24 protein-coding genes and 2 pseudogenes are annotated in these 25088 nt (G+C 71.4%); 23 read left to right on the plus strand and 3 right to left on the minus strand.

Annotated features, from left to right (window positions below; genetic code table 11):
* The first annotated feature begins 15 nt into the window (after positions 1 to 15).
* The 12 genes and pseudogenes from QE359_RS10395 (at position 16) to dapF (ending at position 12336) form a co-directional block, all read left to right on the plus strand.
* Positions 16 to 1692: a ribonuclease J gene (locus QE359_RS10395; RefSeq protein ID WP_309779083.1), complete on the plus strand. Its 1677-nt coding sequence runs from the start codon at positions 16 to 18 to the stop codon at positions 1690 to 1692.
* 168 nt (positions 1693 to 1860) lie between these two features.
* Positions 1861 to 4803, plus strand: a complete 2943-nt coding sequence (locus QE359_RS10400) for a DNA translocase FtsK (RefSeq protein WP_309779084.1) — start codon at positions 1861 to 1863, stop codon at positions 4801 to 4803.
* On the plus strand, positions 4800 to 5453 hold the full coding sequence (pgsA, locus tag QE359_RS10405; protein ID WP_309779085.1) for a CDP-diacylglycerol--glycerol-3-phosphate 3-phosphatidyltransferase: 654 nt from the start codon (positions 4800 to 4802) through the stop codon (positions 5451 to 5453). The genes QE359_RS10400 and pgsA overlap by 4 nt, the downstream gene beginning before the upstream one ends.
* A complete protein-coding gene (locus QE359_RS10410) occupies positions 5426 to 6001 on the plus strand; it encodes a CinA family protein (RefSeq protein ID WP_309779086.1) in 576 nt (191 codons plus the stop codon). Before pgsA ends, QE359_RS10410 begins: the two co-directional genes overlap by 28 nt.
* Before the next feature lie 154 nt (positions 6002 to 6155).
* Positions 6156 to 6464: a helix-turn-helix domain-containing protein gene (locus tag QE359_RS10415; protein ID WP_058742950.1), complete on the plus strand. Its 309-nt coding sequence runs from the start codon at positions 6156 to 6158 to the stop codon at positions 6462 to 6464.
* 100 nt (positions 6465 to 6564) lie between these two features.
* Entirely contained in the window at positions 6565 to 6789 is a 225-nt protein-coding gene (locus tag QE359_RS10420) for a DUF3046 domain-containing protein (protein WP_022907383.1), read from the plus strand.
* A gap of 262 nt (positions 6790 to 7051) precedes the next feature.
* Positions 7052 to 8119, plus strand: coding sequence for a recombinase RecA (gene recA / locus QE359_RS10425; RefSeq protein WP_070416506.1), 1068 nt, complete (start codon positions 7052 to 7054; stop codon positions 8117 to 8119).
* A 431-nt stretch (positions 8120 to 8550) separates the two neighbouring features.
* Positions 8551 to 8739 (plus strand): annotated as a pseudogene (locus tag QE359_RS19085) (RecX family transcriptional regulator); the annotation flags it as partial.
* Between the two features lie 55 nt (positions 8740 to 8794).
* Positions 8795 to 8983 (plus strand): hypothetical protein, encoded by a 189-nt coding sequence (locus QE359_RS19090; RefSeq protein ID WP_396127758.1) that lies wholly within the window; start codon positions 8795 to 8797, stop codon positions 8981 to 8983.
* A gap of 29 nt (positions 8984 to 9012) precedes the next feature.
* A complete protein-coding gene (gene miaB, locus QE359_RS19095) occupies positions 9013 to 10512 on the plus strand; it encodes a tRNA (N6-isopentenyl adenosine(37)-C2)-methylthiotransferase MiaB (RefSeq protein ID WP_396127759.1) in 1500 nt (499 codons plus the stop codon).
* Entirely contained in the window at positions 10499 to 11449 is a 951-nt protein-coding gene (gene miaA, locus QE359_RS10435; RefSeq protein WP_309779088.1) for a tRNA (adenosine(37)-N6)-dimethylallyltransferase MiaA, read from the plus strand. The genes miaB and miaA overlap by 14 nt, the downstream gene beginning before the upstream one ends.
* A complete protein-coding gene (gene dapF / locus QE359_RS10440; RefSeq protein ID WP_309779089.1) occupies positions 11446 to 12336 on the plus strand; it encodes a diaminopimelate epimerase in 891 nt (296 codons plus the stop codon). Before miaA ends, dapF begins: the two co-directional genes overlap by 4 nt.
* Before the next feature lie 389 nt (positions 12337 to 12725).
* On the opposite strand, the gene QE359_RS10445 is transcribed toward dapF, so the two are convergent.
* Positions 12726 to 13340 carry a methyltransferase gene (locus tag QE359_RS10445; RefSeq protein ID WP_309779090.1) on the minus strand — a complete coding sequence of 205 codons (615 nt, stop codon included), beginning with the start codon at positions 13338 to 13340 and terminating at the stop codon, positions 12726 to 12728.
* A 61-nt stretch (positions 13341 to 13401) separates the two neighbouring features.
* Between QE359_RS10445 and hflX the strand changes: the two genes are divergently transcribed.
* Positions 13402 to 14940 (plus strand): GTPase HflX, encoded by a 1539-nt coding sequence (hflX, locus tag QE359_RS10450; RefSeq protein WP_309779091.1) that lies wholly within the window; start codon positions 13402 to 13404, stop codon positions 14938 to 14940.
* Positions 14941 to 15169: 229 nt separating this feature from the next.
* Here the strand turns inward: hflX and lexA are convergent, their stop codons facing one another.
* The gene (gene lexA / locus QE359_RS10455; RefSeq protein WP_309779092.1) at positions 15170 to 15814 is read right to left on the minus strand and encodes a transcriptional repressor LexA; all 645 of its coding nucleotides are present in this window, start codon (positions 15812 to 15814) and stop codon (positions 15170 to 15172) included.
* A 237-nt stretch (positions 15815 to 16051) separates the two neighbouring features.
* Here lexA and QE359_RS10460 point away from each other — a divergent pair, with 237 nt between their 5' ends.
* From QE359_RS10460 to scpB, 9 genes and pseudogenes are all read left to right on the plus strand, one after another.
* Entirely contained in the window at positions 16052 to 16417 is a 366-nt protein-coding gene (locus QE359_RS10460) for a LysM peptidoglycan-binding domain-containing protein (protein WP_070416501.1), read from the plus strand.
* A 52-nt stretch (positions 16418 to 16469) separates the two neighbouring features.
* Positions 16470 to 17594 carry a histidinol-phosphate transaminase gene (locus tag QE359_RS10465; protein ID WP_309779093.1) on the plus strand — a complete coding sequence of 375 codons (1125 nt, stop codon included), beginning with the start codon at positions 16470 to 16472 and terminating at the stop codon, positions 17592 to 17594.
* Positions 17591 to 18193 (plus strand): imidazoleglycerol-phosphate dehydratase HisB, encoded by a 603-nt coding sequence (gene hisB, locus QE359_RS10470; protein WP_309779094.1) that lies wholly within the window; start codon positions 17591 to 17593, stop codon positions 18191 to 18193. The genes QE359_RS10465 and hisB overlap by 4 nt, the downstream gene beginning before the upstream one ends.
* A pseudogene (hisH, locus tag QE359_RS10475) lies at positions 18190 to 18726 on the plus strand (imidazole glycerol phosphate synthase subunit HisH); the annotation flags it as partial. The gene hisB and the pseudogene hisH, both read left to right, overlap by 4 nt.
* Before the next feature lie 171 nt (positions 18727 to 18897).
* The gene (priA, locus tag QE359_RS10480; protein WP_309780421.1) at positions 18898 to 19644 is read left to right on the plus strand and encodes a bifunctional 1-(5-phosphoribosyl)-5-((5-phosphoribosylamino)methylideneamino)imidazole-4-carboxamide isomerase/phosphoribosylanthranilate isomerase PriA; all 747 of its coding nucleotides are present in this window, start codon (positions 18898 to 18900) and stop codon (positions 19642 to 19644) included.
* 4 nt (positions 19645 to 19648) lie between these two features.
* Positions 19649 to 20485: an SseB family protein gene (locus QE359_RS10485; protein ID WP_229086687.1), complete on the plus strand. Its 837-nt coding sequence runs from the start codon at positions 19649 to 19651 to the stop codon at positions 20483 to 20485.
* 89 nt (positions 20486 to 20574) lie between these two features.
* Entirely contained in the window at positions 20575 to 21453 is an 879-nt protein-coding gene (locus QE359_RS10490) for a ParA family protein (protein WP_070416496.1), read from the plus strand.
* Positions 21437 to 22348, plus strand: a complete 912-nt coding sequence (locus QE359_RS10495) for a segregation/condensation protein A (protein ID WP_309779095.1) — start codon at positions 21437 to 21439, stop codon at positions 22346 to 22348. Before QE359_RS10490 ends, QE359_RS10495 begins: the two co-directional genes overlap by 17 nt.
* Before the next feature lie 43 nt (positions 22349 to 22391).
* Positions 22392 to 23027: an SMC-Scp complex subunit ScpB gene (gene scpB / locus QE359_RS10500; protein WP_396127760.1), complete on the plus strand. Its 636-nt coding sequence runs from the start codon at positions 22392 to 22394 to the stop codon at positions 23025 to 23027.
* Between the two features lie 67 nt (positions 23028 to 23094).
* On the opposite strand, the gene QE359_RS10505 is transcribed toward scpB, so the two are convergent.
* A complete protein-coding gene (locus QE359_RS10505) occupies positions 23095 to 24081 on the minus strand; it encodes a hypothetical protein (RefSeq protein WP_309779096.1) in 987 nt (328 codons plus the stop codon).
* A gap of 234 nt (positions 24082 to 24315) precedes the next feature.
* On the opposite strand from QE359_RS10505, the gene QE359_RS10510 reads away from it, so the two are divergent.
* The gene (locus tag QE359_RS10510) at positions 24316 to 25071 is read left to right on the plus strand and encodes a pseudouridine synthase (protein ID WP_070419123.1); all 756 of its coding nucleotides are present in this window, start codon (positions 24316 to 24318) and stop codon (positions 25069 to 25071) included.
* Positions 25072 to 25088: the final 17 nt, after the last annotated feature.

Raw genomic sequence — 25088 nt, forward strand, 5'->3', positions numbered from 1 at the left:
AATCCGTAGGACCGAATGCCCACACAGATCTCCGAACCGCAGCCGCTCGAAGCCGGCACCCTCCGCGTCATCCCCGTCGGGGGACTCGGCGAGATCGGTCGCAACATGACCGTGTACGAGTACGAGGGCAAGCTGCTCATCGTCGACGCCGGCGTGCTCTTCCCCGAGGAGCACCAGCCCGGGGTCGACCTGATCCTGCCGGACTTCGCGCCGATCCGGGACCGCCTCGACGACGTCCTCGGCGTCGTGCTCACGCACGGCCACGAGGACCACATCGGTGCCGTCCCGTACCTGCTGAAGCTCCGCGACGACATCCCGCTGATCGGCTCCACGCTGACACTGGCCCTCGTCGAGGCGAAGCTCAAGGAACACCGGATCAAGCCGTACACGCTCGTCGTGGCCGAGGACCAGACCGAGCAGCTCGGCCCGTTCCACCTCGAGTTCGTGGCCGTCAACCACTCCATCCCGGACGCCCTCGCCGTCGCGATCACGACCCCCGCCGGTCGTGTCCTGCACACGGGCGACTTCAAGATGGACCAGCTCCCGCTGGACGACCGCATCACCGACCTCCGTGCCTTCGCACGCCTGGGGGAGCAGGGCGTCGACCTGTTCCTGCCGGACTCGACCAACGCCGACGTGCCGGGCTTCACCGCACCCGAGCGCGACATCGGACCCGTGCTCGAGAACATCATCACGCGCGCCCGCAAGAAGGTCGTCGTGGCGAGCTTCTCGTCGCAGGTGCACCGCGTGCAGCAGGTCCTCGACGCCGCTGCCGCCGCGAACCGCAAGGTCGCGTTCATGGGCCGCTCGATGATCCGCAACATGACGATCGCCGCCGACCTCGGCTACCTCCGGGTGCCCGAGAACGTGCTCATCGACACGAAGAAGGCGAAGAACGTCCCCGACGACCAGATCGTCTACATGTCGACCGGGTCGCAGGGCGAGCCGATGGCCGTGCTCGCGCGCATGGCCAACCTCGAGCACCAGATCGAGATCGGCGAGGGCGACACCGTCATCCTCGCCTCGTCGCTGATCCCGGGCAACGAGAACGCCGTGTACCGCGTCATCGACGGGCTCACCAAGCTCGGTGCGAAGGTCGTGCACAAGGGCAACGCCAAGGTGCACGTCTCCGGACACGCGTCGGCCGGCGAACTGCTCTACTGCTACAACATCCTCCGGCCGAAGAACGTGCTGCCCGTGCACGGCGAGCACCGCCACCTGTACGCCAGCGCGGACCTCGCGATCCAGACCGGTGTGCCGCCGCGGAACGTCATCCTCGGCCAGGACGGCATCGTCGTCGACCTGAAGGACGGCGAGGTCCGGGTCGCCGGCCAGCTCGACATCGGGTACGTCTACGTCGACGGGTCGACCGTGGGCGAGATCACCGACGCCGACCTCAAGGACCGCCGGGTCCTCGCGGAAGAGGGCTTCATCTCGATCTTCGCCGCGGTGGACTTCACCACCGGCCAGTGCGTCGTCGGCCCGGAGATCCAGTCGCGCGGCTTCGCCGAGGACGACTCGGTCTTCGACGACGTCCGTCCGCAGATCGCGAAGGCGCTCGCCGAGGCGGCCGCGAACGGCACGCGCGACGGGCACGCCTTCGGGCAGGTCGTCCGCCGGACCGTGGGTCGATGGGTGAACACGAAGCACCGTCGTCGGCCGATGATCGTGCCGGTGGTCATCGAGGCGTAGCGCTCGTCGCGACCACCGCGCACGTCGCGGTGGTCGCGGTGGCCGTGTCCAGGAGGCGCGGTGCACGTTCCTGACGGACGTGCACCGCGCCTCCTGGCACGTTCCGGCCTGTCGGCTGACCGGCGGGCCGCGCTCGGTTTGTCCTGAGGGGGGATTAGGGTTCTGCCCATGGCCGGAGGCACCAAGTCGACCACGCGCTCGCGCGCGTCCTCGTCGTCCCGTGGAAGCGGGACGCGTGGCTCGTCGCGCACCCAGGCCACGACGAAGAAGCTGCCGCAGGCCGCACCGACCCCGGTCTTCCGCGAACAGAACCCCCTCGTGACGTTCTGGCTCGCGATGGCGCACGGCGTCGGCGCGGTCTTCCGCCTGCTCGGCACGGAGACGCTCGAGAAGGACCAGCGGCGCGACGGGTTCCCGTTCCTGCTCTTCGTGCTGGCCGTCGCCGGCGCGGTGGTCGAGTGGCTCAACCCGTCGAACGCCGTCTCGGTGGCGCTCGACGCGTACACGTTCGGCGGGCTGTTCGGCCGACTGGCCTTCGCGTTGCCCGTCATCATGGTCGTCTTCGCCGGATGGCTCTTCCGGCACCCGGCGTCCGTGCACGACAACACCCGGATCGGGATCGGCCTCGGCCTGCTGCTCGTGTCCATCGCGGCGCTCTGCCACGTGTTCGGCGGGCAGCCGAGCGCCTCGGACGGCATGCCCGCGCTGGCGACCGCCGGCGGTGTCATCGGCTGGGTCGTGATCGCCTGGCTCGTCGCGGTCGCCACCGAGTGGGTCGCGGTGCCGGTCGCGGTGCTGCTGCTCGTGCTCTCGCTCTTCATCATCACCAAGACGCCGCCGAACAAGATCGGTCGGCGCCTGCACGAGCTCTACGCATACCTGTTCGGCGCGCCGGCCCCCGCGACGGAGACGGACGAGCCCGTCGCCGAGGCGCCCGCCGCACGGACCAAGCCGACGAAGAAGCGCGGCGCGAAGGGCGACACCGACTTCCAGCTGTTCGACGACCTCGGCTTCGAGGACGACAAGGCCGCCGAGTCCGACGCCGAGGGCGGGACCATCCCCTGGTGGCGCCGGAACAAGTCCGGTCGCGAAGAGGACCCCGCGTACGACAGCCCCGTGATCAGCGGTGCGACGTCGGCCGTGCCCCCGGCCGCCGCAGCCGCGCCGGCACCCGGCCCGAACGCCGGTGCCGCCGCCGGTCTGGTCGACCACACGCCGGCCGAGCCCGGTTCGGTCAACCTCAACGACTCGGTCGAGCAGGACCTGCAGATCGCCGAACAGGCCCTGCGCGACTTCGGGACCCCGGTGCCGGAACGCCCCGCGCCGGCCGAGGTCGTCCGTCCGGACGCCTCGGTGCCGCCGGTGGTCTCGCCGTCGCTCCCGGCCGACGACGTCATGGTCGACCCCGCCGACGACGTGGACGGGCTGCCCCCGGTCACCGCCGGCGACGAGGACCCGGCCGCGCCGTACCGGCTGCCCGCGGCCACGACGCTGAGCTCCGGCACGCCCTCGGTCGCCCGGAGCCAGGCGAACGACGACATCGTCGCCGCCATCACGAGCGTCCTCACCGAGTTCAAGGTGGACGCGAAGGTCACCGGGTTCTCCCGTGGGCCGACGGTGACCCGGTACGAGATCGAGCTCGGCCCCGGCGTGAAGGTCGAGCGCGTCACCGCCCTGTCGAAGAACCTGTCGTACGCGGTCGCCTCGAACGAGGTCCGCATCTTGTCGCCGATCCCGGGCAAGAGCGCGATCGGCGTCGAGATCCCGAACACCGACCGCGAGACCGTCTCCCTCGGTGACGTCCTGCGCTCGAACGCCGCTCGCAAGTCCAAGCACCCGATGACGATCGGCGTCGGCAAGGACGTCGAGGGCGGCTTCGTCGTGGCCAACCTCGCGAAGATGCCGCACCTGCTCGTCGCCGGCTCCACCGGGTCCGGCAAGTCGGTGTTCATCAACTCGATGATCACGTCGCTGCTCATGCGCGCGAAGCCGTCCGAGGTCCGCATGGTCCTCGTCGACCCGAAGCGCGTCGAGCTCTCGATCTACGCCGGCGTCCCGCACCTCATCACGCCCATCATCACGAACCCGAAGAAGGCGGCCGAGGCGCTGCAGTGGGTCGTGAAGGAGATGGACATGCGGTACGACGACCTCGCGTCGTTCGGGTTCCGTCACGTCGACGACTTCAACAAGGCGATCGCGAACAACGAGATCGTCCTGCCGGCCGGCAGCGAGCGGAAGCTCAAGCCGTACCCGTACCTGCTCGTCGTCGTCGACGAGCTCGCCGACCTCATGCTCGTCGCACCGCGTGACGTCGAGGAGTCGATCGTCCGCATCACCCAGCTCGCCCGTGCCGCCGGCATCCACCTGGTGCTCGCGACGCAGCGTCCGTCGGTCGACGTCATCACCGGGCTCATCAAGGCGAACGTGCCGTCGCGGATCGCCTTCGCGGTGACCAGCGTCACCGACTCCCGGGTCATCCTCGACCAGCCGGGCGCCGACAAGCTCATCGGGCAGGGCGACGCGCTCTTCCTGCCGATGGGGTCGTCGAAGTCGCTCCGCGTCCAGGGTGCCTGGGTGCAGGAGAGCGAGGTCGCCGAGGTCGTCCAGCACGTCACCCGCCAGGCCCGTCCGGAGTACCGCCAGGACGTCCAGGCCGTGGTCGAGCGCAAGGAGATCGACGCGGACATCGGCGACGACCTCGAGCTGCTCCTCGCGGCGGTCGAGCAGGTCGTGTCGACGCAGTTCGGGTCGACCTCGATGCTCCAGCGCAAGCTCCGTGTCGGGTTCGCCAAGGCCGGCCGTCTGATGGACCTCATGGAGTCCCGCGACATCGTCGGGCCGTCCGAGGGCTCGAAGGCGCGCGACGTCCTCGTGACGACCGACCAGCTGCCGGCCGTGCTCGCGAAGCTCCGGGGCGAGGAGCCACCAGCGGGTGCTGCCCCGGCCGCCCCCGCCGCCGGTCCCACTCCCGTGGCGTCGGCGCCGGCGCCGGCCCCGACCGACGACGGCGACCGCTACGGTGCCGACCCGGTGGCGGACATGACGCGCGGGTACGATGAAGCAGACGACGAGCCCGATGAGGACGCGTGGGGACTGACGGGCAGGGAGTGAGTGCGATGACCGCCTCGGACAGCACGGAGACCACGCACGGCGCACGCTTCCCGTGGCGCGGACGACTCCTGCGCAAGGGCCCCGGCCCGGCGTCGACGGGGAACGTCGCGAACATCATCACGGTCGTGCGCATCCTCATGGCGCCGCTGTTCTTCGTGCTGCTCCTGACGGACGCCGGCACCGACGGGCCGCTGCGCATCTGGGCGGCCGTCGTGTTCGTGGTCGCCATCGTCACGGACAGCGCCGACGGCATCATCGCCCGCCGGCAGAACCTCGTCACGGACTTCGGGAAGCTCGTCGACCCGATCGCCGACAAGGTCCTCATCGGCGGCGCCCTCGTCGCGCTGTCGATCCTCGGCGAGCTCCCCTGGTACGTGACCGTGCTGATCATGGTGCGTGAGATCGGCATCACGGTCTTCCGGTTCGCGGTGCTCTCGGACCGGGTGATCCCGGCGAGCCGGGGCGGCAAGATCAAGACCGTGCTGCAGGCCGTCGCGTTGACCGCCGCGCTCTTCCCGTGGTGGAACCTCGTGGGGGACTGGGCGCACTGGGTGAACGGCATCCTGATGGCCGCGGCCTTCCTGGCGACCATCCTGAGCGGCATCGACTACCTGTACCAGGCGTGGAAGCACAACCGGACCACCGCGTGACGCCGGCCGACGACGCCACCGGCACCGCGCCTCCAGGACCCGACACCGGACCCGACGTCCGGACGGCCGCTCGCGACCTCGTCGCGCGCCTGACCGAACGGGGCGACACCGTCGCCGTGGCGGAGTCGCTCACCGGCGGACTCGTCGTCGCGACCCTCGTCGGCGTGCCGGGCGCCAGCGCCGTGGTGCGCGGGGGAGTCGTGGCCTACGCGACGCCCGTGAAACACACCGTGCTCGGCGTCTCGTCGGCGCTGCTCGCGTCCAACGGTGCGGTCGACCCCGAGGTGGCTCGGCAGATGGCCTCGGGCGTGCGAGCAGCACTCGCGGTTGACGGAGCACCCGCGACCTGGGGCATCAGCACGACCGGTGTCGCCGGACCCGACCCGCAGGACGGCCAGCCGGTGGGGACGGTCTTCGTCGGCATCGCGGACGCCGACGGTGCCCAGGCGTACGAGTTGCACCTCGACGGCGACCGCGATGCAATCCGCTGGGCGACCGTCTCCGAACTCCTGGCACGGATGTCGTCCACGATCCGGGCCCGGGAATAGGTCCCGTTTCCACTGGGTTACATCTCACGCAATCTCCAGCAGTAGAGCAGCCGGCGTGGTTAGCATGCTGCAACCGGCAACGCTACTGTTGCTGAACCCGAACTCGGCCATCAGGACCGAGCGGGCGCGGAGACGACAGAGAGGAGGAGTTCTCATGGTTCTCGTTCGTCAGGAAATCGGCGACGTTCTGCGGGACTTCCGCTTGCAGAAGGGCCGGACCCTCCGTCAGGTCGCGTCCAAGGCCAGCGTGGCTCTCGGGTACCTCAGCGAGGTCGAGCGTGGGCAGAAGGAAGCCAGCTCGGAGATCCTCGCGTCCGTCGCGGACGCGCTGGACACCCCCATCTCGACCATCATGCGTGAGGTCGGCGACCGTCTCGCGGTGGTGGAGGGGCTCACCCCGGTGCCCGACACGCTCCCGGACGACCTCGTCGCCGAGTTCGACAACGACCTCGCGGTGCGCTGACGCCACCGCTTCCCGAACGCCCCCGCTGGTCCGCCAGCGGGGGCGTTCGGCGTTCCGGGGCCGTGCTCTGGCGGCGGGGCGGCGCGGTTACGCTGGGATGATGCGTGTGAGTGAGTTCTGGCGGGCCGTCGACCAGGTGTTCGGCGATGCCTACGGTGCCGTCGTCAGTCGAGACGTGGTGCTCGAGGAACTCGGCGGACGCTCCGCGGCCGAGGCGCTCGACGCGGGCATCGATGCGCGCCGCGTGTGGGAGGCGCTGTGCGAGTCGCAGGACGTCCCGCTCGAGAAGCGGCACGGCAAGGGGCTGGCGGAACCGCGGGACTGACGCGCGGTCTCCGTCCGAAACTCTGTTCGGCGTGTTGCTCGAACGGGTGTTCGATCGATGGTAGCTTCCTCCACAGCGGCGCTGTCCGGAGAGTTCGTCCACAGATCGCGCGGTCGTCGGCAGTGATGTCGGTGGCCCGCCCTAGGTTCGAGTCAACGGGAACAGCCCGAAGCCTTGTCGCTGAAGCACCGGCCCTGCACCACCGGCCGGGTGGACGCGACAGCCTACAGGCGGCCGACACCGAGCACGAAGGAAGCACACCATGCCCTCACCCCAGGACCGCGAGAAGGCCCTCGAGACCGCTCTCGCCCAGATCGACCGTCAGTTCGGCAAGGGCACGGTCATGCGCCTCGGCTCGGACGAGCGCGCCCCCGTCGCCACCATCCCGACCGGTTCGGTCGCCCTCGACGTCGCGCTCGGCATCGGTGGGCTCCCGCGTGGCCGCATCATCGAGATCTACGGCCCGGAGTCGTCGGGTAAGACGACCCTGACGCTGCACGCCATCGCCAACGCCCAGCGCGCCGGCGGCATCGCGGCCTTCATCGACGCGGAACACGCGCTCGACCCCGAGTACGCGAAGAAGCTCGGCGTCGACATCGACGCGCTGCTCGTCTCCCAGCCGGACACCGGTGAGCAGGCGCTCGAGATCGCCGACATGCTCGTCCGTTCCGGCTCCATCGACCTCGTCGTCATCGACTCCGTCGCCGCGCTCGTGCCCCGCGCCGAGATCGAGGGCGAGATGGGTGACTCGCACGTCGGTCTGCAGGCGCGCCTCATGTCGCAGGCACTCCGCAAGCTCGCCGGTGGCCTGAACCAGACGCAGACCACGATGATCTTCATCAACCAGCTGCGCGAGAAGATCGGTGTGTTCTTCGGCAGCCCCGAGACCACCGCCGGCGGTAAGGCGCTCAAGTTCTACGCGTCGGTCCGCCTCGACATCCGTCGCATCGAGACGCTCAAGAGCGGCACCGACGCGGTCGGCAACCGCACCCGCGTCAAGGTCGTCAAGAACAAGATGGCCCCGCCCTTCAAGCAGGCCGAGTTCGACATCCTGTACGGCACGGGCATCTCGCGCGAGGGCTCGTTGCTCGACTTCGGCGTCGACCACGGCATCGTCAAGAAGTCCGGTGCCTGGTACACGTACGACGGCGACCAGCTCGGGCAGGGCAAGGAGAACTCGCGGTCGTTCCTGATCCAGAACCCCGAGATCGCTGCTGAGATCGAGGGCAAGATCCTCGCCAAGCTCGGTGTCGGCGGTGCGTCGGCCGAGGCGGTCGAGGCTCCCGTCGAGTCGATCGCGCCGAAGATCGCGGAGCGCAAGGGCGCGTGACGACCGACCACGACGGCGACGAGGACCTCGCACCGGTCACCGACCTGTTCGGTGCGCGCGGTGCGCGGTCCCGTCGCCGATCCGCGGCTGGGCCGGCGACGGCGGACGACACGGATGCCGTGACGGACCACGGCGGAGCCGACGCCGACGCGCCGGTCCCGCTGCCGATCCAGGGCGCTCGGGCACAGGCGGAGTGGCTCTCGCCCGTCGTCGGTGACGGCAGCGGCCGCAGTGCCCGTGCCGAGCAGGACGGCTACGACGACGACCGGACGGCAGACGCCACGACGGCGTCCGTGTTCGCGATCGACGGCGGTGCCGAACTCGACCCCGCGGACGCCCCACGGCCGATCGACGAGCAGCGGGCCGACGCCGAGCGGCTCAGCATGCGTGCGCTGGGTCGCAAGGGCGTCAGCGAGTCCGAGCTGCGCACGATGCTGACCAAGAACGACCTCGACCCGGACGTCGTCGAGTACGAGATCGAGCGGCTCACCCGCGTCGGACTCGTGGACGACGTGGCGCTCGCGACCGACCTCGTCGACCGCCTCCACGACCGCAAGGGTCTGGGGCGCCAGGGCGTCGTCGCCGAACTGCGGCGCCGCGGCATCGACCAGGTCGCGATCGACGCGGCGCTCGAGGCAGCCGCCGACGACGGAGGACGACGAGTTCGTCCGTGCGATCGACCTCGCGCAGAAGCGTGCCGGGCAGCTCCGCGGGCTCGACCGAGCGACGGCGGAACGACGGCTCTCGGGCTTCCTGATGCGCAAGGGCTACAACGGCGGCATCGTGCGGATCGCGGTCGAGCGTGCGCTCGACGGCGGCGGGCGTCCGCCGGCGGGACCTCGCGGCTCCGTCCGCTTCGAGTAGCGTCGCGACGGTTTTACACTGGGACGACCATGGCCACCGTCGCAGCGCGCCCCCGCACCTACCAAGTCCGCACCTACGGGTGCCAGATGAACGTGCATGACTCCGAGCGACTGAGCGGGTCGCTCCAGGCCGCCGGGTACGTCGCCGCCGACGGCGAGCAGGCGGACGTGGTCGTCATCAACACGTGCGCCGTGCGCGAGAACGCCGACAACCGTCTGTACGGCAACCTCGGGCAGCTCGCGGGCATCAAGCGCGAGCACCCCGGCATGCAGATCGCGGTCGGCGGGTGCCTGGCGCAGAAGGACAAGAACGTCATCCTCGAGAAGGCGCCATGGGTGGACGTCGTGTTCGGGACGCACAACATGGGGTCGCTGCCGACGCTGCTCGAGCGTGCCCGGCACAACGACGAAGCGCAGATCGAGATCCTCGAGTCGCTCGACGTCTTCCCGTCGACCCTCCCGACCAAGCGCGACTCGACGCACAGTGGCTGGGTGTCGATCTCGGTCGGCTGCAACAACACCTGCACGTTCTGCATCGTGCCGTCGCTGCGCGGCAAGGAGAAGGACCGCCGCCCGGGTGACGTGCTCGCCGAGATCCAGGCACTCGTCGACGACGGCGCGATCGAGGTCACCCTGCTCGGGCAGAACGTCAACTCGTACGGCGTCGAGTTCGGGGATCGCCAGGCGTTCGGCAAGCTGCTCCGTGCCGCCGGTCAGATCGAGGGCCTCGAGCGGGTCCGGTTCACCAGCCCGCACCCCGCCGCCTTCACGGACGACGTCATCGACGCGATGGCCGAGACGCCGAACGTGATGCCCCAGCTGCACATGCCGCTCCAGTCCGGGTCGGACCGCGTCCTCAAGGCGATGCGCCGTAGCTACCGGAGCGAACGGTTCCTCGGCATCCTCGACCGCGTCCGGGCGAAGATCCCGCACGCGGCGATCTCGACGGACATCATCGTCGGCTTCCCCGGCGAGACCGACGCGGACTTCGAGGACACCCTGCGCGTCGTGGAGCAGTCGCGGTTCGCCTCGGCGTTCACGTTCCAGTACTCGATCCGGCCGGGGACGCCCGCGGCGACGATGGACGAGCAGCTGCCGAAGCACGTCGTGCAGGAACGGTACGAGCGCCTCGTCGCCCTGCAGGAGCACATCACGGCAGAGGAGAACGCGAAGCAGGTCGGGCGTACGGTCCAGGTCCTCGTCGCCACCGGCGAGGGCAAGAAGGACGACGCCACGCACCGGCTGTCGGGCCGCGCCGAGGACTCCCGGCTCGTGCACTTCTCGGTGCCGGGCGGATCGGACGTGCCGCGCCCCGGGGACGTCGTCACCGTCGAGGTCACCCGCTCGGCACCGCACTTCCTGATCGCCGACGGGGACGCACCGTTGCGGATCCGGCGCACCCGTGCCGGCGACGCGTGGGACCGTGCCCAGGCGGAGAGCTGTGGCGTCCCGACGCCGGCCTCCGCCGGGGCCGCCGATGGCCCGCGGCCGGTGTCGCTCGGTCTGCCCAGCATCCGTGTCGGCCGCTGACGAGGAGCGCGCCGGCGACGGCGACCTGATCGCGGTCGTCGGGGCGACCGGCACCGGCAAGTCCGACCTCGGGATCGCGATCGCCGAACGCCTCAGCGCCGCAGGTCGCCCCGCCGAGATCGTCAACGCCGACGCCATGCAGCTCTACCGCGGCATGGACATCGGCACCGCGAAGCTCAGCGTCGAGGAGCGCCGGGGCATCCCGCACCACCAGCTCGACGTGCTCGACGTCACTGACGAGGCCAGTGTCGCCGCCTACCAGCGTGATGCGCGGGCGGAGATCGAGGCCATCCACGGCCGCGGGAACGTCGCCCTGCTCGTCGGCGGCAGCGGGCTGTACGTCTCGGCCGTGCTCTTCGACCTCGCGTTCCCCGGGACCGACCCCGAACTCCGCGCCCACCTCGAGCGCGAGCACGAGGAACTCGGGCCGGGCGTCCTGCTGGAACGACTCCGCGGTCTGGACCCGGCGGCCGCGGCGACCATCGACGCCCGCAACCCGCGGAGGTTGATCCGTGCACTCGAGATCGCGAGCCGATCCGAGGTGGTCACGCCGAGCCTCCCGTCCGCGCCCCGCGCCTGGCGACCCGCTCGGATCCTGCACCTGCACCGCGACCGAGCGCAGCTCGTCGCCGCGCTGCAGGAGCGCGCGGCGCGCATGTTCGACGCCGGCCTCGTGGACGAGGTCCGTGGGTTGCGCGAGCAAGGCCTCGAGTCGGGGCGGACCGCGCGGGCGGCGATCGGGTACTCGCAGGCGCTCGAGGTGCTCCGCGGGGACGCGACCGTCGAAGAGGCGGTCGAGGCGACGGGCATCGCGACGCGCAAGTACGCCCGCCGGCAGGTGTCGTGGTTCCGGCGGTACGCCGACGCGGAGCTCCTCGACGTCACCGGCGCGGACCGGGCTGCGCTGACAGCGGCTGCCCGTAGGATCGTGTCGTGACCGAGCTGCACTTCACCAAGGGCCAGGGGACCGGCAACGACTTCGTCCTGTTCGCCGACCCCGACGCGTCGGTCGACCTGACCCCCGAGCGGATCCGCGCCATCGCCGACCGCCGGTTCGGTGTCGGCGGCGACGGCGTCATCCGGGCGGTCCGGTCCGATGCGCTGCCGGAAGGGCGGGCGCTCGTCGCCGAGGACCCCGCGGCGACCTGGTTCATGGACTACCACAACGCCGACGGCACGGTCGCCGAGATGTGCGGGAACGGCATCCGCGTCTTCGCGCGCTACCTCACGGAGTCCGGGCTCGTCGACCTGACGCCCGGCGAGACCCTGACGGTCGGCAGCCGCAAGGGACTCGTCGACATCCAGCGGACGACCAACGGCTTCTCCGCCGACCTCGGGCGCTGGGGACTCGGCATCGAGGGCGGCGGCGCGGACGACGTGCTCGTGCGGGCGAAGAACCTCGACGGAGCACGCCCCGGGCTCGGCATCGATGTCGGCAACCCCCACGTGGTGGTCGCCGTCGCGACCGAGGACGAGCTCGCCGAGGTCGACCTCACGTACGTGCCGGTGCTCGATCCGGTACCCGCGGCCGGCGCGAACGTCGAGTTCGTGCTGCCGGGCGACCCGCTCGTGCAGGACGGCGTTGGTCAGATCACGATGCGCGTCCACGAGCGCGGCAGCGGCGAGACCCTGTCGTGCGGCACCGGGGCCGTCGCCGCGGCCCTCGCGACGCGGTACTGGGCAGGCAACGGGGCGCCGGACACGTGGCGCGTGCGCGTGCCGGGTGGGGTCGTCACGGTGCGCATCTTCGCGGCGGAGGACGGCGAGCACGTCGCGTTGTCCGGGCCGGCGGAACTCGTCTTCTCGGGTGACCTGACGGTCTGACCCGGGCGGTGCTCCGGCCAGGAGGCGCGGTTCGGCTGGCTGACGCTCGTCACGCGGGTCGCGCCTCCTGGCCACTGCCGCGGTGCGGACGGGCCGGCTGGTCGCGCTGGCCGACTGCTGCGCGCTGTGCGCTGTGCGCTGCAGTCGGCGCGCTAGCCGGTCGCGGCGCGCTGGCCGCGCTGCCGGTCGCGGCGCTGGCCGCGCTGCCCGGTCGCGTGACGTGTCGAACCACGTTCCCGACATCGAACTGCCCGCGTGCGCTGGTTCGATGTCGTGGTTCGACTCGGGCCGCGCGCCCCGCGCACCCCGCGCGCCCCGCGCGCCACCGGCACGCGCGACGGTGGCACGCCCCGCGCGCCGGCGGCACGCGGCACGCGCGCCCGCGGCGCCTACTCGGCCGCGCGGTGCACCCGCAGCACCCGGAACCCCTTGTCCGTCGACGCCCGCGACACGTGGAACCCCGCGTCGAGCGACTCCCGCAACCACCGCTGCAGCGAATCGCCCCCGAGGTCCTTCGACACGACCAACCACGCGTCCCCACCGACCTCGAGCCGGGGCAGCCACGTCAGCAGGATCTGGTGCAGCTCGTCCTTCCCCACCCGGATCGGCGGGTTCGACCAGATCGTCCGGAACCGTAGATCGGCCGGTACCTCGTCCGGCAGTGCGACGGTGACGTTGTCGACCCCCGCAGCAGCAGCGTTCGCACGGGCGAGACCGAGCACCCGCTCGTTCACGTCGACGCCCCACACCTGGGCGGCCGGGGAGTCGAGGGCCATGGTGATGGCGATCGGACCCCAGCCGCAGCCGACGTCGAGCAGTGCTCCCTCGTGCGCGGGCGGCGGCACCGAGCCGAGCAGCACCCGCGTGCCACGGTCGAGCCCGTCCGGGCTGAAGACCCCCGCGGCGGTGGTCAGCGTGAGCGGGCGACCGGCGAGGGTGACGTGGATCTGGCGTTCGCGGGTGTCCGACGACGGGTTCGCGGAGAAGTAGTGGTCGTTCGCCATGGATGAACCGTACCGGCAACCCCGTGTGTCCCGAGGCCCCGAGCGGTACTCTGTGGAGAAGATGACGGACACCACGAACCGAGACGCAGAGACCACCGACGACAGCGCTGCTGGTGTCGTCGAGCGGGTCCTGCGCAACGCCGACTCCCGCGCGAGCTCCTCGATCTTCGCCCCCGCGCAGGCGATCCAGACCCGATCGGTCGACGACCACGCCTGGACGGGCGACGGCGACCAGTACGACCGCGAAGACCGGGCTGCCCTCCGCCGCGTCGGCGGCCTCTCCACCGAGCTCGAGGACGTCACCGAGGTCGAGTACCGGCAGCTCCGGCTCGAGCAGGTCGTCCTGATCGGTGTGTACCCGCACGGCGACGCCTCGGACGCCGAGAACTCCCTGCGTGAGCTCGCCGCGCTCGCCGAGACCGCGGGTGCCGTGGTGCTCGACGGGCTCCTCCAGCGCCGGCCGAACCCCGACCCCTCCACGTACCTCGGCAAGGGCAAGGCCGAAGAGCTCGCGATGGTCGTCAAGGCCACCGGCGCCGACACGGTCATCGCCGACACCGAACTCGCCCCGTCCCAGCGCCGCGCGCTCGAGGACGTGGTGAAGGTCAAGGTGATCGACCGGACAGCCGTGATCCTCGACATCTTCAGCCAGCACGCCAAGAGCCGCGAGGGCAAGGCGCAGGTCGAACTCGCCCAGCTCGAGTACCTCCTGCCGCGACTCCGCGGTTGGGGTGAGTCGATGTCCCGCCAGGCCGGTGGCCAGGTCTCCGGCGGTGCGGGCATGGGTTCGCGTGGTCCCGGTGAGACGAAGATCGAGCTCGACCGTCGTCGCATCCACACCCGGATGTCGAAGCTCCGTCGCCAGATCGCCGGGTTCCGCCCCGCGCGCGAGGCGAAGCGGGCCGACCGACACCGCAACGACGTCCCGAGCGTCGCGATCGCCGGGTACACCAACGCGGGCAAGTCCTCGCTGCTGAACCGGCTGACGAGCGCGGGCGTGCTCGTCCAGAACCAGCTCTTCGCGACGCTGGACGCCACGGTCCGCCGGACCGAGAGCGCGAAGGGCCGCGAGTTCACCTTCGTCGACACCGTCGGCTTCGTGCGCAACCTGCCGCACCAGCTCGTCGAGGCGTTCCGCTCTACCCTCGAAGAGGTCGGCGAGGCCGACGTCATCGTGCACGTGGTCGACGGCTCGCACCCCGACCCGGCCGCCCAGCTGGCGACCGTGCGCGAGGTCATCGGCGACGTCGGCGCCCGCGAGATCCCCGAGATCGTCGCCTTCAACAAGGCCGACCTCATCGACGAGTCGCAGCGGCTCGTCCTGGTCGGCCTCGTGCCGGACGCGGTGTTCGTCTCGGCGCGCACGGGCGAGGGCATCCAGGACCTCCTCGACGTGATCGAGGCCCGCCTCCCCGAACCCGACGTCGAGCTCACCGTGGTGGTCCCGTACGACCGCGGTGACCTGGTGTCGTCGCTGCACGACGCGGGCGCGGTCGAGAGCGTCGACTACGTCGAGGACGGCACGCGCCTGCGGGTGCGCGTGTTCCAGCGGCAGGTCGCCGAGCTCGACCCGTTCGTGGTCGCGCCCGTCGCGTCCTGAGGCGCGCCCTGCGCTGACGCGCGGCGTGAGGAGTGCGGTCGCGCGGTCACGCGCGGTGCGGTCGCGCGCGGTGCGGTCCAGGAGGCGCGGCGCACGCCCGCCCCGCACCCACCGCGGCTGCGCGGTTCCGTTCGGCGCCGCACAACGAAAGCCGGTTCGAACCACGTGATCGTGTGGTTCGAACCGGCTTTGGTCGTGCCCGGCGCAGAGGCACGCGGTGCCTGCGCCGTCAGATCGAGCGGAGGACCGCCACGACCTTGCCGAGCACGGTGGCCGCGTCGCCGAGGATCGGCTCGAACGCGGTGTTGCGGGGGAGCAGCCACGTGTGACCGTCCCGCTGGCGGAAGACCTTCACGGTCGCTTCCTCGTCGAGCATGGCGGCGACGATGTCACCGTTCTCGGCCGTCTGCTGCGACCGGACGACCACCCAGTCCCCGTCGCAGATCGCGGCGTCGATCATCGACTCGCCCACGACCTTGAGCATGAAGAGGTCACCCGTGCCGACGAGCTGCCGGGGGAGCGGCACGATCTCGTCGACGTGCTGCTCGGCCGTGATCGGCACACCGGCGGCGATCCGACCGACGAGCGGGACGAGCGTCGTCGCGTCGACGTCCGGGCCCTCGACGTCGGGGGTCGGCTCGTCGACGAGGACCTCGAGCGCGCGGGGGCGGTTCGGGTCGCGGCGGATCCACCCGCCGAGCTCGAGCTGGCCGAGCTGGTGCGAGACGCTCGACAGCGAGGACAAGCCCGCGGCGTCACCGATCTCGCGCATGCTCGGCGGGTAGCCCCGGCTGGCGATCGACGCACGGATCGCGTCGAGGATCGCCTGCTGCTTCGCCGTCAGCGGCTTCTGGCCCCGCAGTTCGTCCACCACGTCGTCTCGCCCTTCGTCGGTGCCGGGACCGTGCCCGCGGGAATGTCGGTGGTGCCCGCTTGACTCGTCCCAGTCGATCGAAACAGTATCCGACCGGTCATCGCCGGACAAACACCTGTTCGAGCGTGTCGGCAGAAAACCCCCCAGAAATCTCCGCGCAGGACTTGTGCGGCTCGTCATTCGAAACTATGTTCGGTACAGGACTTCGGTTCACCCGAACGGGAAGGCAAGAACGACATGAGCACCATCGCCATCGCTGACATCCAGCGCACCGCGCCCGCCGTGCGTACGCGCCTGCGCCTCACGCGTCGCGGCCGGGTCGTCCTGACGACGCTCGCTGCGATCCCACTGCTGATCGGTGTGGCACTCGCCGTGCTGAACGGCGGACAGGCATCGGCCGGCAACACCGAGTCGCACGCCCACTTCGAGACCGTGACCATCCAGCCGGGCGAGACGCTCTGGCAGCTGGCGGAAGAGACCGCCCCGAACGCCGACCCGCGCGACTTCGTGCAGGACGTCGTCAGCCTGAACGCGCTCGACGGCTCCGGGCTGCAGGCCGGGCAGGAGATCTCGATCCCGGCGCAGTACACCGCCGCGCACTAGCACCGTCCGGACGGCCGGTCACCATGCCGTTCGAGCGGCCTACGATGGATCGGTGGCATTCACGCTCGAAGACCTCCCGATCCGAGACGACCTGCGCGGGCAGAGCCCGTACGGCGCTCCGCAGAAGCACGTGCGCGTGCAGCTCAACGTCAACGAGAACACGCATCCGGTGCCGGCCGACGTCGCCGAGGACATCGTGTCGTCGATCCGCCAGGCGCTGACGACCGTGAACCGCTACCCCGACCGTGAGTTCACCGAGCTGCGGCAGTCCCTCGCGGACTACCTCCAGCGCGACCTCGCCCCGGGGCAGGCACTCGGGCCGGAGCAGATCTGGGCGGCCAACGGCTCGAACGAGGTGCTCCAGCAGCTGCTCCAGGCTTTCGGCGGGCCGGGCCGCACCGTGCTCGGGTTCCCTCCGACCTACTCGATGCACTCGATCCTCGCGTCGGGCACCGGCACGACCTGGATCCCCGCGCAGCGCGACGACGAGTTCCGCATCGCGCCCGAGACCGTGGTGGCCGCCATCCGCGAGCACCAGCCGGACATCGTGTTCCTCTGCGGGCCGAACAACCCCACGGGGACGCCGCTCCCGATCGAGACGATCGAGGCCGCCTACGCCGCGACCGACGGCATCGTGATGGTCGACGAGGCCTACGCCGAGTTCATGCCCGCCGACGCCCCGAGTGCCCTCACCCTGCTGCCCGGGCGGGAGCGTCTCATCGTGTCCCGCACGATGAGCAAGGCGTTCGCGTTCGCCGGTGCCCGCGTGGGCTACATGGCCGCCCACCCGGCCGTCATCGACGCGATCCGACTCGTCCGGCTGCCGTACCACCTCTCCGCCCTGACCCAGGCGGCGGCGGTGGCGGCGCTCCGGCACGCCCCCGCGATGCTCGCGATGGTCGACGACATCACGCAGCAGCGCGACCGCATGGTGACCGAACTCCGGGCGATGGGCTACCGCACGTACGAGACGTGGTCGAACTTCGTCCTGTTCGGCGGCGTCGCCGACCCGCGCGCCGCGTTCGAAGCGCTGCTCGAGCAGGACGTCATCGTGCGCGACCTCGGCATCCCGAACCACCTGCGGGTGAGCGCCGGCACGGAAGAGGAGACCACCGTGTTCCTCGACGCCATGCGCCGCGTCGCCGCCGATCAGCCGCCGGTTAGGGTTGCAGCATGACCGCGCGCACTGCCACGATCAGCCGGAGCACGAGCGAGTCGAGCATCGAACTCGAACTCGACCTCGACGGCACCGGCACGTCCGACATCTCGACGAGCGTGCCGTTCTTCGACCACATGCTGACGGCGTTCAGCAAGCACTCGCTCATCGACCTCCGCGTGCGGTCGACCGGCGACACCCACATCGACGTCCACCACACCGTCGAGGACACCGGCATCGTGCTCGGCCAGGCGCTCAAGCAGGCCCTCGGTGACCGTGCCGGCATCGGTCGGTACGGGGACGCGCTCGTGCCGCTCGACGAAGCGCTCGCCCAGGCCGTGGTCGACGTCTCCGGCCGGCCGTTCCTCGTGCACTCCGGCGAGCCCGCGGGCTTCGAGTTCCACCGGATCGGCGGCCACTTCACCGGCTCGATGGTCCGCCATGTGTTCGAGGCGATCACCTTCAACGCCGGCATCACGGTGCACGTCCGCGTGCTCGCGGGCCGCGACCCGCACCACATCGCCGAAGCCGAGTTCAAGGCATTCGCCCGGGCGATGCGCACGGCGGTCGAACTCGACCCCCGCGTTGACGGCATCCCGTCCACCAAGGGCACGCTGTGACCGCCGGGGCGAAGCCGAACGTCGTCGTCCTCGACTACGGTTCGGGCAACGTCCACTCCGCCGCCAAGGCCCTCGAACGCGCCGGCGCCGACGTCACCCTGACGTCGGACAAGCAGGCGGCGCTCCGGGCCGACGGGCTGCTGGTCCCCGGCGTCGGGGCGTTCGGAGCCGTCGTCGAGCAGCTCGAGGGCGTCCGGGGCGGCGAGATCGTCGACCACCGTCTCGCCGGCGGACGTCCGGTCCTCGGGATCTGCGTCGGCATGCAGGTGCTCTTCTCGCGCGGCATCGAGCGCGGTGCCGACGTCGAGGGGCTCGGTCAGTGGCCGGGCACGGTCGAGCAGATCCAGGCCGACGTCCTGCCCCACATGGGGTGGAACACGGTCGACGCTCCTGCGGACTCGGTGTTGTTCGAGGGCCTCCACGACGAGCGCTTCTACTTCGTGCACTCGTACGGCGTGACCGACTTCCCGCTCGAGGCGTACGGGCCGTTCCGGGCGCCGCGCCTGACCTGGGCCGAGCACGGGCAGCGGTTCGTCGCCGCGGTCGAGAACGGTCCGCTCACCGCCACCCAGTTCCACCCCCCGAGAAGTCCGGCGAGCCGGGCATCCGACTGCTCCGCAACTGGGTGCAGTCGCTCTGAGACCCGCGGCGACACGTCGCGAACGACGACGCGCCCCGACGACCCCCGCAACGAAGACAGGACCATGACCGAGCTCTCCACCACCCCGCCCCTCGTCCTGCTGCCCGCCGTGGACGTCGTCGACGGTCAGGCGGTGCGCCTCACCCAGGGCGAGGCCGGCAGCGAGACCTCCTACGGCGACCCGGTGACGGCGGCCCGGACGTGGCGTGACCAGGGTGCCGAGTGGATCCACCTCGTCGACCTCGACGCGGCGTTCGGCCGCGGTGACAACCGCAAGGTCATCGCGCACGCCATCCGCGAGGTCGAGGGCGTCGCCGTCGAGCTCTCCGGCGGCATCCGCGACGACGCCTCGCTCGAGGCAGCCCTCGCCACCGGTGCGGCACGCGTGAACCTCGGCACCGCCGCGCTCGAGGACCCGGAGTGGGCTGCCCGCGTGATCCGGACGTACGGCGAGCAGATCGCCGTCGGGCTCGACGTGCGCGGCACGACCCTCGCCAGCCGGGGTTGGACGGAGGACGCCGGCGACCTGTGGGAGGTCCTCGACCGCCTCGAGGAAGCCGGCTGCGCCCGCTACGTCGTGACCGACGTGACGAAGGACGGCACGCTGCAGGGCCCGAACGTCGACCTCCTCCGCGAGGTCTGCGACCGCACCGACCAGCCCGTCGTGGCCTCCGGCGGGATCTCGACGCTCGACGACCTCCGGGCACTGCGCGAGCTCGTGCCGCACGGGCTCGAGGGCGCGATCATCGGCAAGGCGCTCTACTCGGGGGCGTTCACGCTCCCGGCCGCGCTCGACATCGCCTCGGAGTAGGCGCGTGGCGGGCATCTCGAACGGTCGCGGCACCGGACCCGACGGACCCGCGGGCGACGGGCACCCGGACGACGCGCACACCCCCGGTGGGGCGGCGGACTCCGCGGGCTTCGCTTGGGCCGGTCGCACGTTCGACCAGCACGACACGACGTTCGACGACGACGACGGTCTGGCCGACCCGGCCGTCGTCGCCGCGATCACGGCGCTGCCGGACGGGGGGTCGCAGCGGGCGGTCGTCGACGCGCTCCGCACCGCACGGCTGCTCATCCCGCTCATCGCCGAGGCCGGAGACATCGGGCACACCGACGCCGGCAAGCTCGTCGACAAGACGCAGGAGCTCTCCATCGTGACGGTCGCCGGCCCGGACGGTCGCAGCGTCATGCCCGCCTTCACCTCGGTCGAGGCGATGCGCTCCTGGGACGCGGACGCCCGACCGGTCCCCGCGGACTCCCGCCGTGTGGCGATGGCCGCGGCGAGCGAGGAGACCCAGCTCGTGGTCCTCGACCCGACGGCGCCGACCGAGTTCGTGCTCCGTCGCCCCGCGGTGTGGGCGATCGGGCAGGACCTGCCGTGGACACCCTGCTTCGAGGACCCGGAAGTGGCGCGGGCCTTCGCCGACTCCGTCGTGGGGGAGCGTGCGGTGGCGCGGGTCGAGCTGGCCCCGGGGGACCCGCTCGGACGGTTCGCCGGTGCGGAACTGACGGTGGGGCTGGCGCTCCACCCCGGACTCGACCAGACGCAGGTGCAGGAGCTCGTGGGGCGCCTGCAGCAGCGCTGGACGGCGGACGCCGTCATCGCGGAACGCGTGGACAGCATGCGGGTGGCGCTGCGCCCAGCGTGAGTCGCGCCTCCTGGCCCCGACCTGCGGCGGTGCGGCCCGGCCCGGCGGTGCGGCCCGGCCCGGCGGCCGGTCGCCGGTACGATGACGGGGTGAGCACGAACCCGACGACCACCCCCGGAACCGGCGAGACCACCTACGGTCCGACCGGACGGCCCGTCCGGCAGTTCGCGGTGCCCGAGGAGCTCGACGGCCACGGTCCCGCTCGCATCATCGCGCTGTGCAACCAGAAGGGCGGCGTCGGCAAGACCACGACGTCGATCAACCTCGGCGCGGCGCTGGCGGAGTACGGGCGCAAGGTCCTCGCGGTGGACTTCGACCCGCAGGGCGCGCTGTCGGCCGGCCTCGGCGTGCGGACCCACGACATCCCCACCGTCTACGACCTGCTGATGGGGTCGATCAAGGACCCGAACCAGGTCATCCAGCCGACGAACACGCCCTACCTCGATGTGATCCCCGCGAACATCGACCTCTCCGCGGCCGAGGTGCACCTCGTGAACGAGGTCGCGCGCGAGCAGATCCTCGCGAGCGTGCTCCGGAAGGTCGCCAACGACTACGACGTGATCCTCGTCGACTGCCAGCCGTCGCTCGGGCTGCTGACCGTGAACGCCCTGACGGCCGCGCACGGCGTCCTCATCCCGCTCGAGTGCGAGTTCTTCGCCCTGCGTGGTGTGGCGCTGCTCATCGAGACGATCGACAAGGTGCGCGACCGCCTCAACCCGGCGCTGCAGCTCGACGGGATCCTCGCGACGATGTACGACTCGCGCACGCTGCACTCGCGCGAGGTCATGGAGCGTGTCGTGGACACCTTCGACGACCGCGTGCTCGACACCGTCATCGGCCGGACCGTGAAGTTCCCGGACGCCACGGTCTCGGCGCGGCCGATCACGCAGACCGCGCCGGACCACGCGGCCGCACACGCGTACCGGCAGCTCGCCAGGGAGCTCGTCGAGCGTGGCGCCGTCGCCTGACCCCGGACCTGCCGGACAGCCGGCACCCGGACCTGCCGGGCAGCCGGCACCCGTACAGCCAGCGACCGGACCGGCCGGACAGCCGGCACCCGCCGGCACGCAGACCGCGGCCGGCTTCCGGGTCCGGCTCCGCAACTTCGACGGCCCGTTCGACCTGCTCCTCTCGCTCATCACGAAGCACGAGCTCGACATCACCGAGGTCTCCCTCGGCGCCGTGACGGGCGAGTTCATCGAGTACGTGCGCCAGGCCGAGTCCCAGGACGAACTCGACGAGGCCAGCGAGTTCCTCGTCGTCGCCGCCACGCTGCTCGACCTCAAGATCGCCGGACTCCTGCCGCAGGGTGAGCTCATCGACGCCGAGGACGTCGCCCTGCTCGAGGCCCGCGACCTCCTGTTCGCCCGACTGCTGCAGTACCGGGCGTTCAAGCAGGCCGCCGACTGGTTCGGCTCCCGCTGGCTGACCGAGTCCCGACGCCACGTGCGGAGCGTCCGGCTCGAGGAGCGGTTCCGCGCCCGGACCCCCGAGCTCGTCTGGACCCTGTCGGTGCAGGACTTCGCCGCGCTGGCGACCCTGGCGTTCGCGCCGCGGGAGCTCCCCACGGTCGGACTCGACCACCTGCACGCCCCGCTCGTCAGCATCCGGGAGCAGGCCGCGATCGTCGTCTCGATCCTCCGCACGCGTGCCGACGAGGACGTCTCGTTCCGCGAACTGGTCGCCGGCGTCTCGGAGACGGGTATCGTGGTGGCTCGCTTCCTCGCGATCCTGGAGCTGTACCGGAACGCGTCCATCTCGTTCGAACAGTTCGAACCGCTCGGGGAGCTGACGCTGCGCTGGACCGCCGAGGACTGGTCCGACGAGAGCCTCGCCAACCTGGGAGCCGACTATGACGGATGACGTGCACGACACGTCCAGTGCCGAACCCGGCGGCGCCGACGAGATGGCCGACGCCCGCGCGATCGAGCGCGAGATCCACGAGGCGCACGAGCGTGCCGCCCGGCCGGAGATCCCCGTCGACCGACAGCTCGAGGCGATCCTGATGATCGCCGACGAACCCCAGTCGCTCGTGTCCCTCGGCGCGGCCGTTGGGGCTCCCGTCCCCGTCGTCCGGCAGGCCATCGAGCGTCTCGTGGCGGACTTCGACGGGGTCGACGGCACGATCCGCCGCGGGTTCGAACTCCGCGAGGTCGGTGGCGGCTGGCGCTTCTACGTCCGGCAGGACCTCGACGACGTGGTCGAGCAGTTCGTCGAGGCCGAACGCCCCTCCCGCCTGTCGCAGGCGGCGCTCGAGACCCTCGCGGTCGTCGCGTACAAGCAGCCGATCACCCGTTCGCAGATCGCCTCGATCCGCGCCGTCAACGTCGACGGCGTCGTCCGCACGCTCGTCGCGCGCGGCCTCATCGAGGAGTCGTTCACCGACGCCGAGACCGGCGCCATCAACTACGTCACGTCCGACCTGCTCCTGCAGCAGCTCGGCATCAACTCGCTCGACGAGCTGCCGCTCATCTCGCCCCTCCTGGACGACGGTGCCGGCGGCTTCGAGCAGAACGAAGGGATCCCCGATGGCCGCGTATGAGGAAGAACGACGAGGCGGCCCACGAGGCGGCGCGGGCCGGGACGGCGCGGGTCGTCCTGGAGGCGCGTCACGCGACCGCACCGCAGGCTCCGGCCGTGCGGGTGGCCGGTCCGAGGGCGCTGGTCGCGACGAGCGCGGAGGCTACCGCGGGCGTGACGAGCGTCCTGCTTCCGGTGGGTACCGGGGCCGTGACGAGCGTCCGTCCTCTGGCGGTGGGTACCGGGGTCGTGACGACCGTGCGGGGTCCGGCCGGCGTGACGACGACCGCGGGGGCTACCGCGGTCGTGATGACCGTCCGTCGAGCGGCGGCGGGTACCGCGGCCGTGACGAGCGTCCGGCGTCCGGTGGTGTATACCGCGGCCGTGACGAGCGTCCGTCGAGCGGCGGCGGGTACCGCGGCCGTGATGACCGTCCGTCGAGCGGCGGTGGATACCGCGGCCGTGACGAGCGTCCGTCGTCCGCTGGTGGGTACCGGGGTCGTGACGACCGCCGTGATGCCCCGCGCCGTGACGATGACCGCGGCGGGTACCGCGGGCGCGACGAGCGTCCGGCCTCCGGTGGTGGGTACCGCGGGCGTGACGAGCGTCCGGCCTCCGGCGGTGGGTACCGCGGGCGTGACGAGCGTCCGGCGTCCGGTGGTGGGTACCGGGGTCGTGACGACCGCCGTGATGCCCCGCGCCGTGACGATGACCGCGGTGGCTACCGCGGGCGTGACGAGCGTCCGTCCTCGGGTGGTGGGTACCGCGGCCGCGACGAGCGTCCGGCGTCCGGCGGCGGGTACCGGGGTCGCGACGACCGCGGGGGAGACCGGGGTCGGTTCGTCGGCCGCGAGGACGACCGCCGCGGCAGCGACCGCGGCGGCTTCAACCGCCGTGACGACGACCGCGGCGGGTACCGGGGTCGTGACGAGCGCCCCGCGTCCGGTGGGTACCGCGGCCGTGACGATCGGCGTGACGACCGTCGTGACGCTCCCCGTCGCGACGACGACCGCCGCCGCGACCCGGCCCGCGAGGACCGCCGTGCCCCGGACGGCCGACCCAGCACGGTGTGGCACAACGGCCGACGCTACGTCGGCGGAACCACCACGGCGCGCAACGGCGACCGGCCCCGGAACACCGGCCCGCGCGGCACCGACCGCCGCACGACCCCGCAGCCCGAGGGGGCCCGCGACCAGCAGGGCCAGCCGCTCGAGGGCACGCCCGAGCGCCCGATCATCCCGGACTGGGACGCGGCGGACGGGACGGCGACCGCCGGGGCCGCGCCGCGCCTCCAGGCAGAGGGGGAGCGCCTGCAGAAGGTGATCGCGGCTGCGGGCGTGGCATCTCGCCGCGTCGCGGAGAACCTGATCGTCGAGGGCCGCGTGACGGTCAACGGCGAGGTCGTCGACGCGCTCGGCCGGCGTGTCGATCCCGAGACCGACCAGATCGCGGTGGACGGCGTCCCGGTGCAGATCGACAGCTCGCGCCGCTACGTGCTGCTCAACAAGCCGACCGGCATGGTTTCGAGCCTGCAGGACGAGCGTGGACGTCGTGACCTGTCCGAGTACGTCGACCGGTACGAGGAGCGCCTGTTCAACGTCGGGCGGCTCGACACCGAGACGTCCGGGCTGCTCGTGCTGACGAACGACGGGGACCTCGCGCATGTCCTGGCGCACCCGTCGTTCGGGGTGACGAAGACGTACATCGCGAAGGTGCGCGGCAACGTGAACCCCGCGACGGTGCAGCGGCTCCTCGACGGTGTGGAGCTCGAGGACGGTCCGATCGCGGCCGACAAGGTCCGCCTGCTCGAGTCGTCGCGGGGGGAGTCGCTCGTCGAGATCACGCTGCACTCTGGTCGCAACCGGATCGTGCGCCGCATGCTCGACGAGGTCGACCACCCCGTCCTCGAACTGGTCCGGCGGTCGTTCGGGCCGTTGCACCTCGGGTCCCTGCCGATCGGCAAGACCCGGGAGCTGTCGACGGTCGAGCTCGGTTCGCTCCTCCGCATCGCCCGTGAGGCGAAGGGTTCTCCCCAGGCCTCGGACGGCGAAGAGTCCTCGGACTGACGATCGGTAGGCTTGCG

This window comes from Curtobacterium sp. SORGH_AS_0776, assembly GCF_031453355.1.
GTDB lineage: Bacteria > Actinomycetota > Actinomycetes > Actinomycetales > Microbacteriaceae > Curtobacterium.

Coding starts and splice junctions, on each gene's coding strand:
- QE359_RS10395 (WP_309779083.1), top strand. CDS start 16: ATGCCCACACAGATCTCCGAACCGCAGCCGCTCGAAGCCGGCACCCTC.
- QE359_RS10400 (WP_309779084.1), top strand. CDS start 1,861: ATGGCCGGAGGCACCAAGTCGACCACGCGCTCGCGCGCGTCCTCGTCG.
- QE359_RS10415 (WP_058742950.1), top strand. CDS start 6,156: ATGGTTCTCGTTCGTCAGGAAATCGGCGACGTTCTGCGGGACTTCCGC.
- QE359_RS10420 (WP_022907383.1), top strand. CDS start 6,565: ATGCGTGTGAGTGAGTTCTGGCGGGCCGTCGACCAGGTGTTCGGCGAT.
- recA (WP_070416506.1), top strand. CDS start 7,052: ATGCCCTCACCCCAGGACCGCGAGAAGGCCCTCGAGACCGCTCTCGCC.
- miaB (WP_396127759.1), top strand. CDS start 9,013: ATGGCCACCGTCGCAGCGCGCCCCCGCACCTACCAAGTCCGCACCTAC.
- QE359_RS10445 (WP_309779090.1), bottom strand. CDS start 13,340: ATGGCGAACGACCACTACTTCTCCGCGAACCCGTCGTCGGACACCCGC.
- hflX (WP_309779091.1), top strand. CDS start 13,402: ATGACGGACACCACGAACCGAGACGCAGAGACCACCGACGACAGCGCT.
- QE359_RS10460 (WP_070416501.1), top strand. CDS start 16,052: ATGAGCACCATCGCCATCGCTGACATCCAGCGCACCGCGCCCGCCGTG.
- hisB (WP_309779094.1), top strand. CDS start 17,591: ATGACCGCGCGCACTGCCACGATCAGCCGGAGCACGAGCGAGTCGAGC.
- priA (WP_309780421.1), top strand. CDS start 18,898: ATGACCGAGCTCTCCACCACCCCGCCCCTCGTCCTGCTGCCCGCCGTG.
- scpB (WP_396127760.1), top strand. CDS start 22,392: ATGGCCGACGCCCGCGCGATCGAGCGCGAGATCCACGAGGCGCACGAG.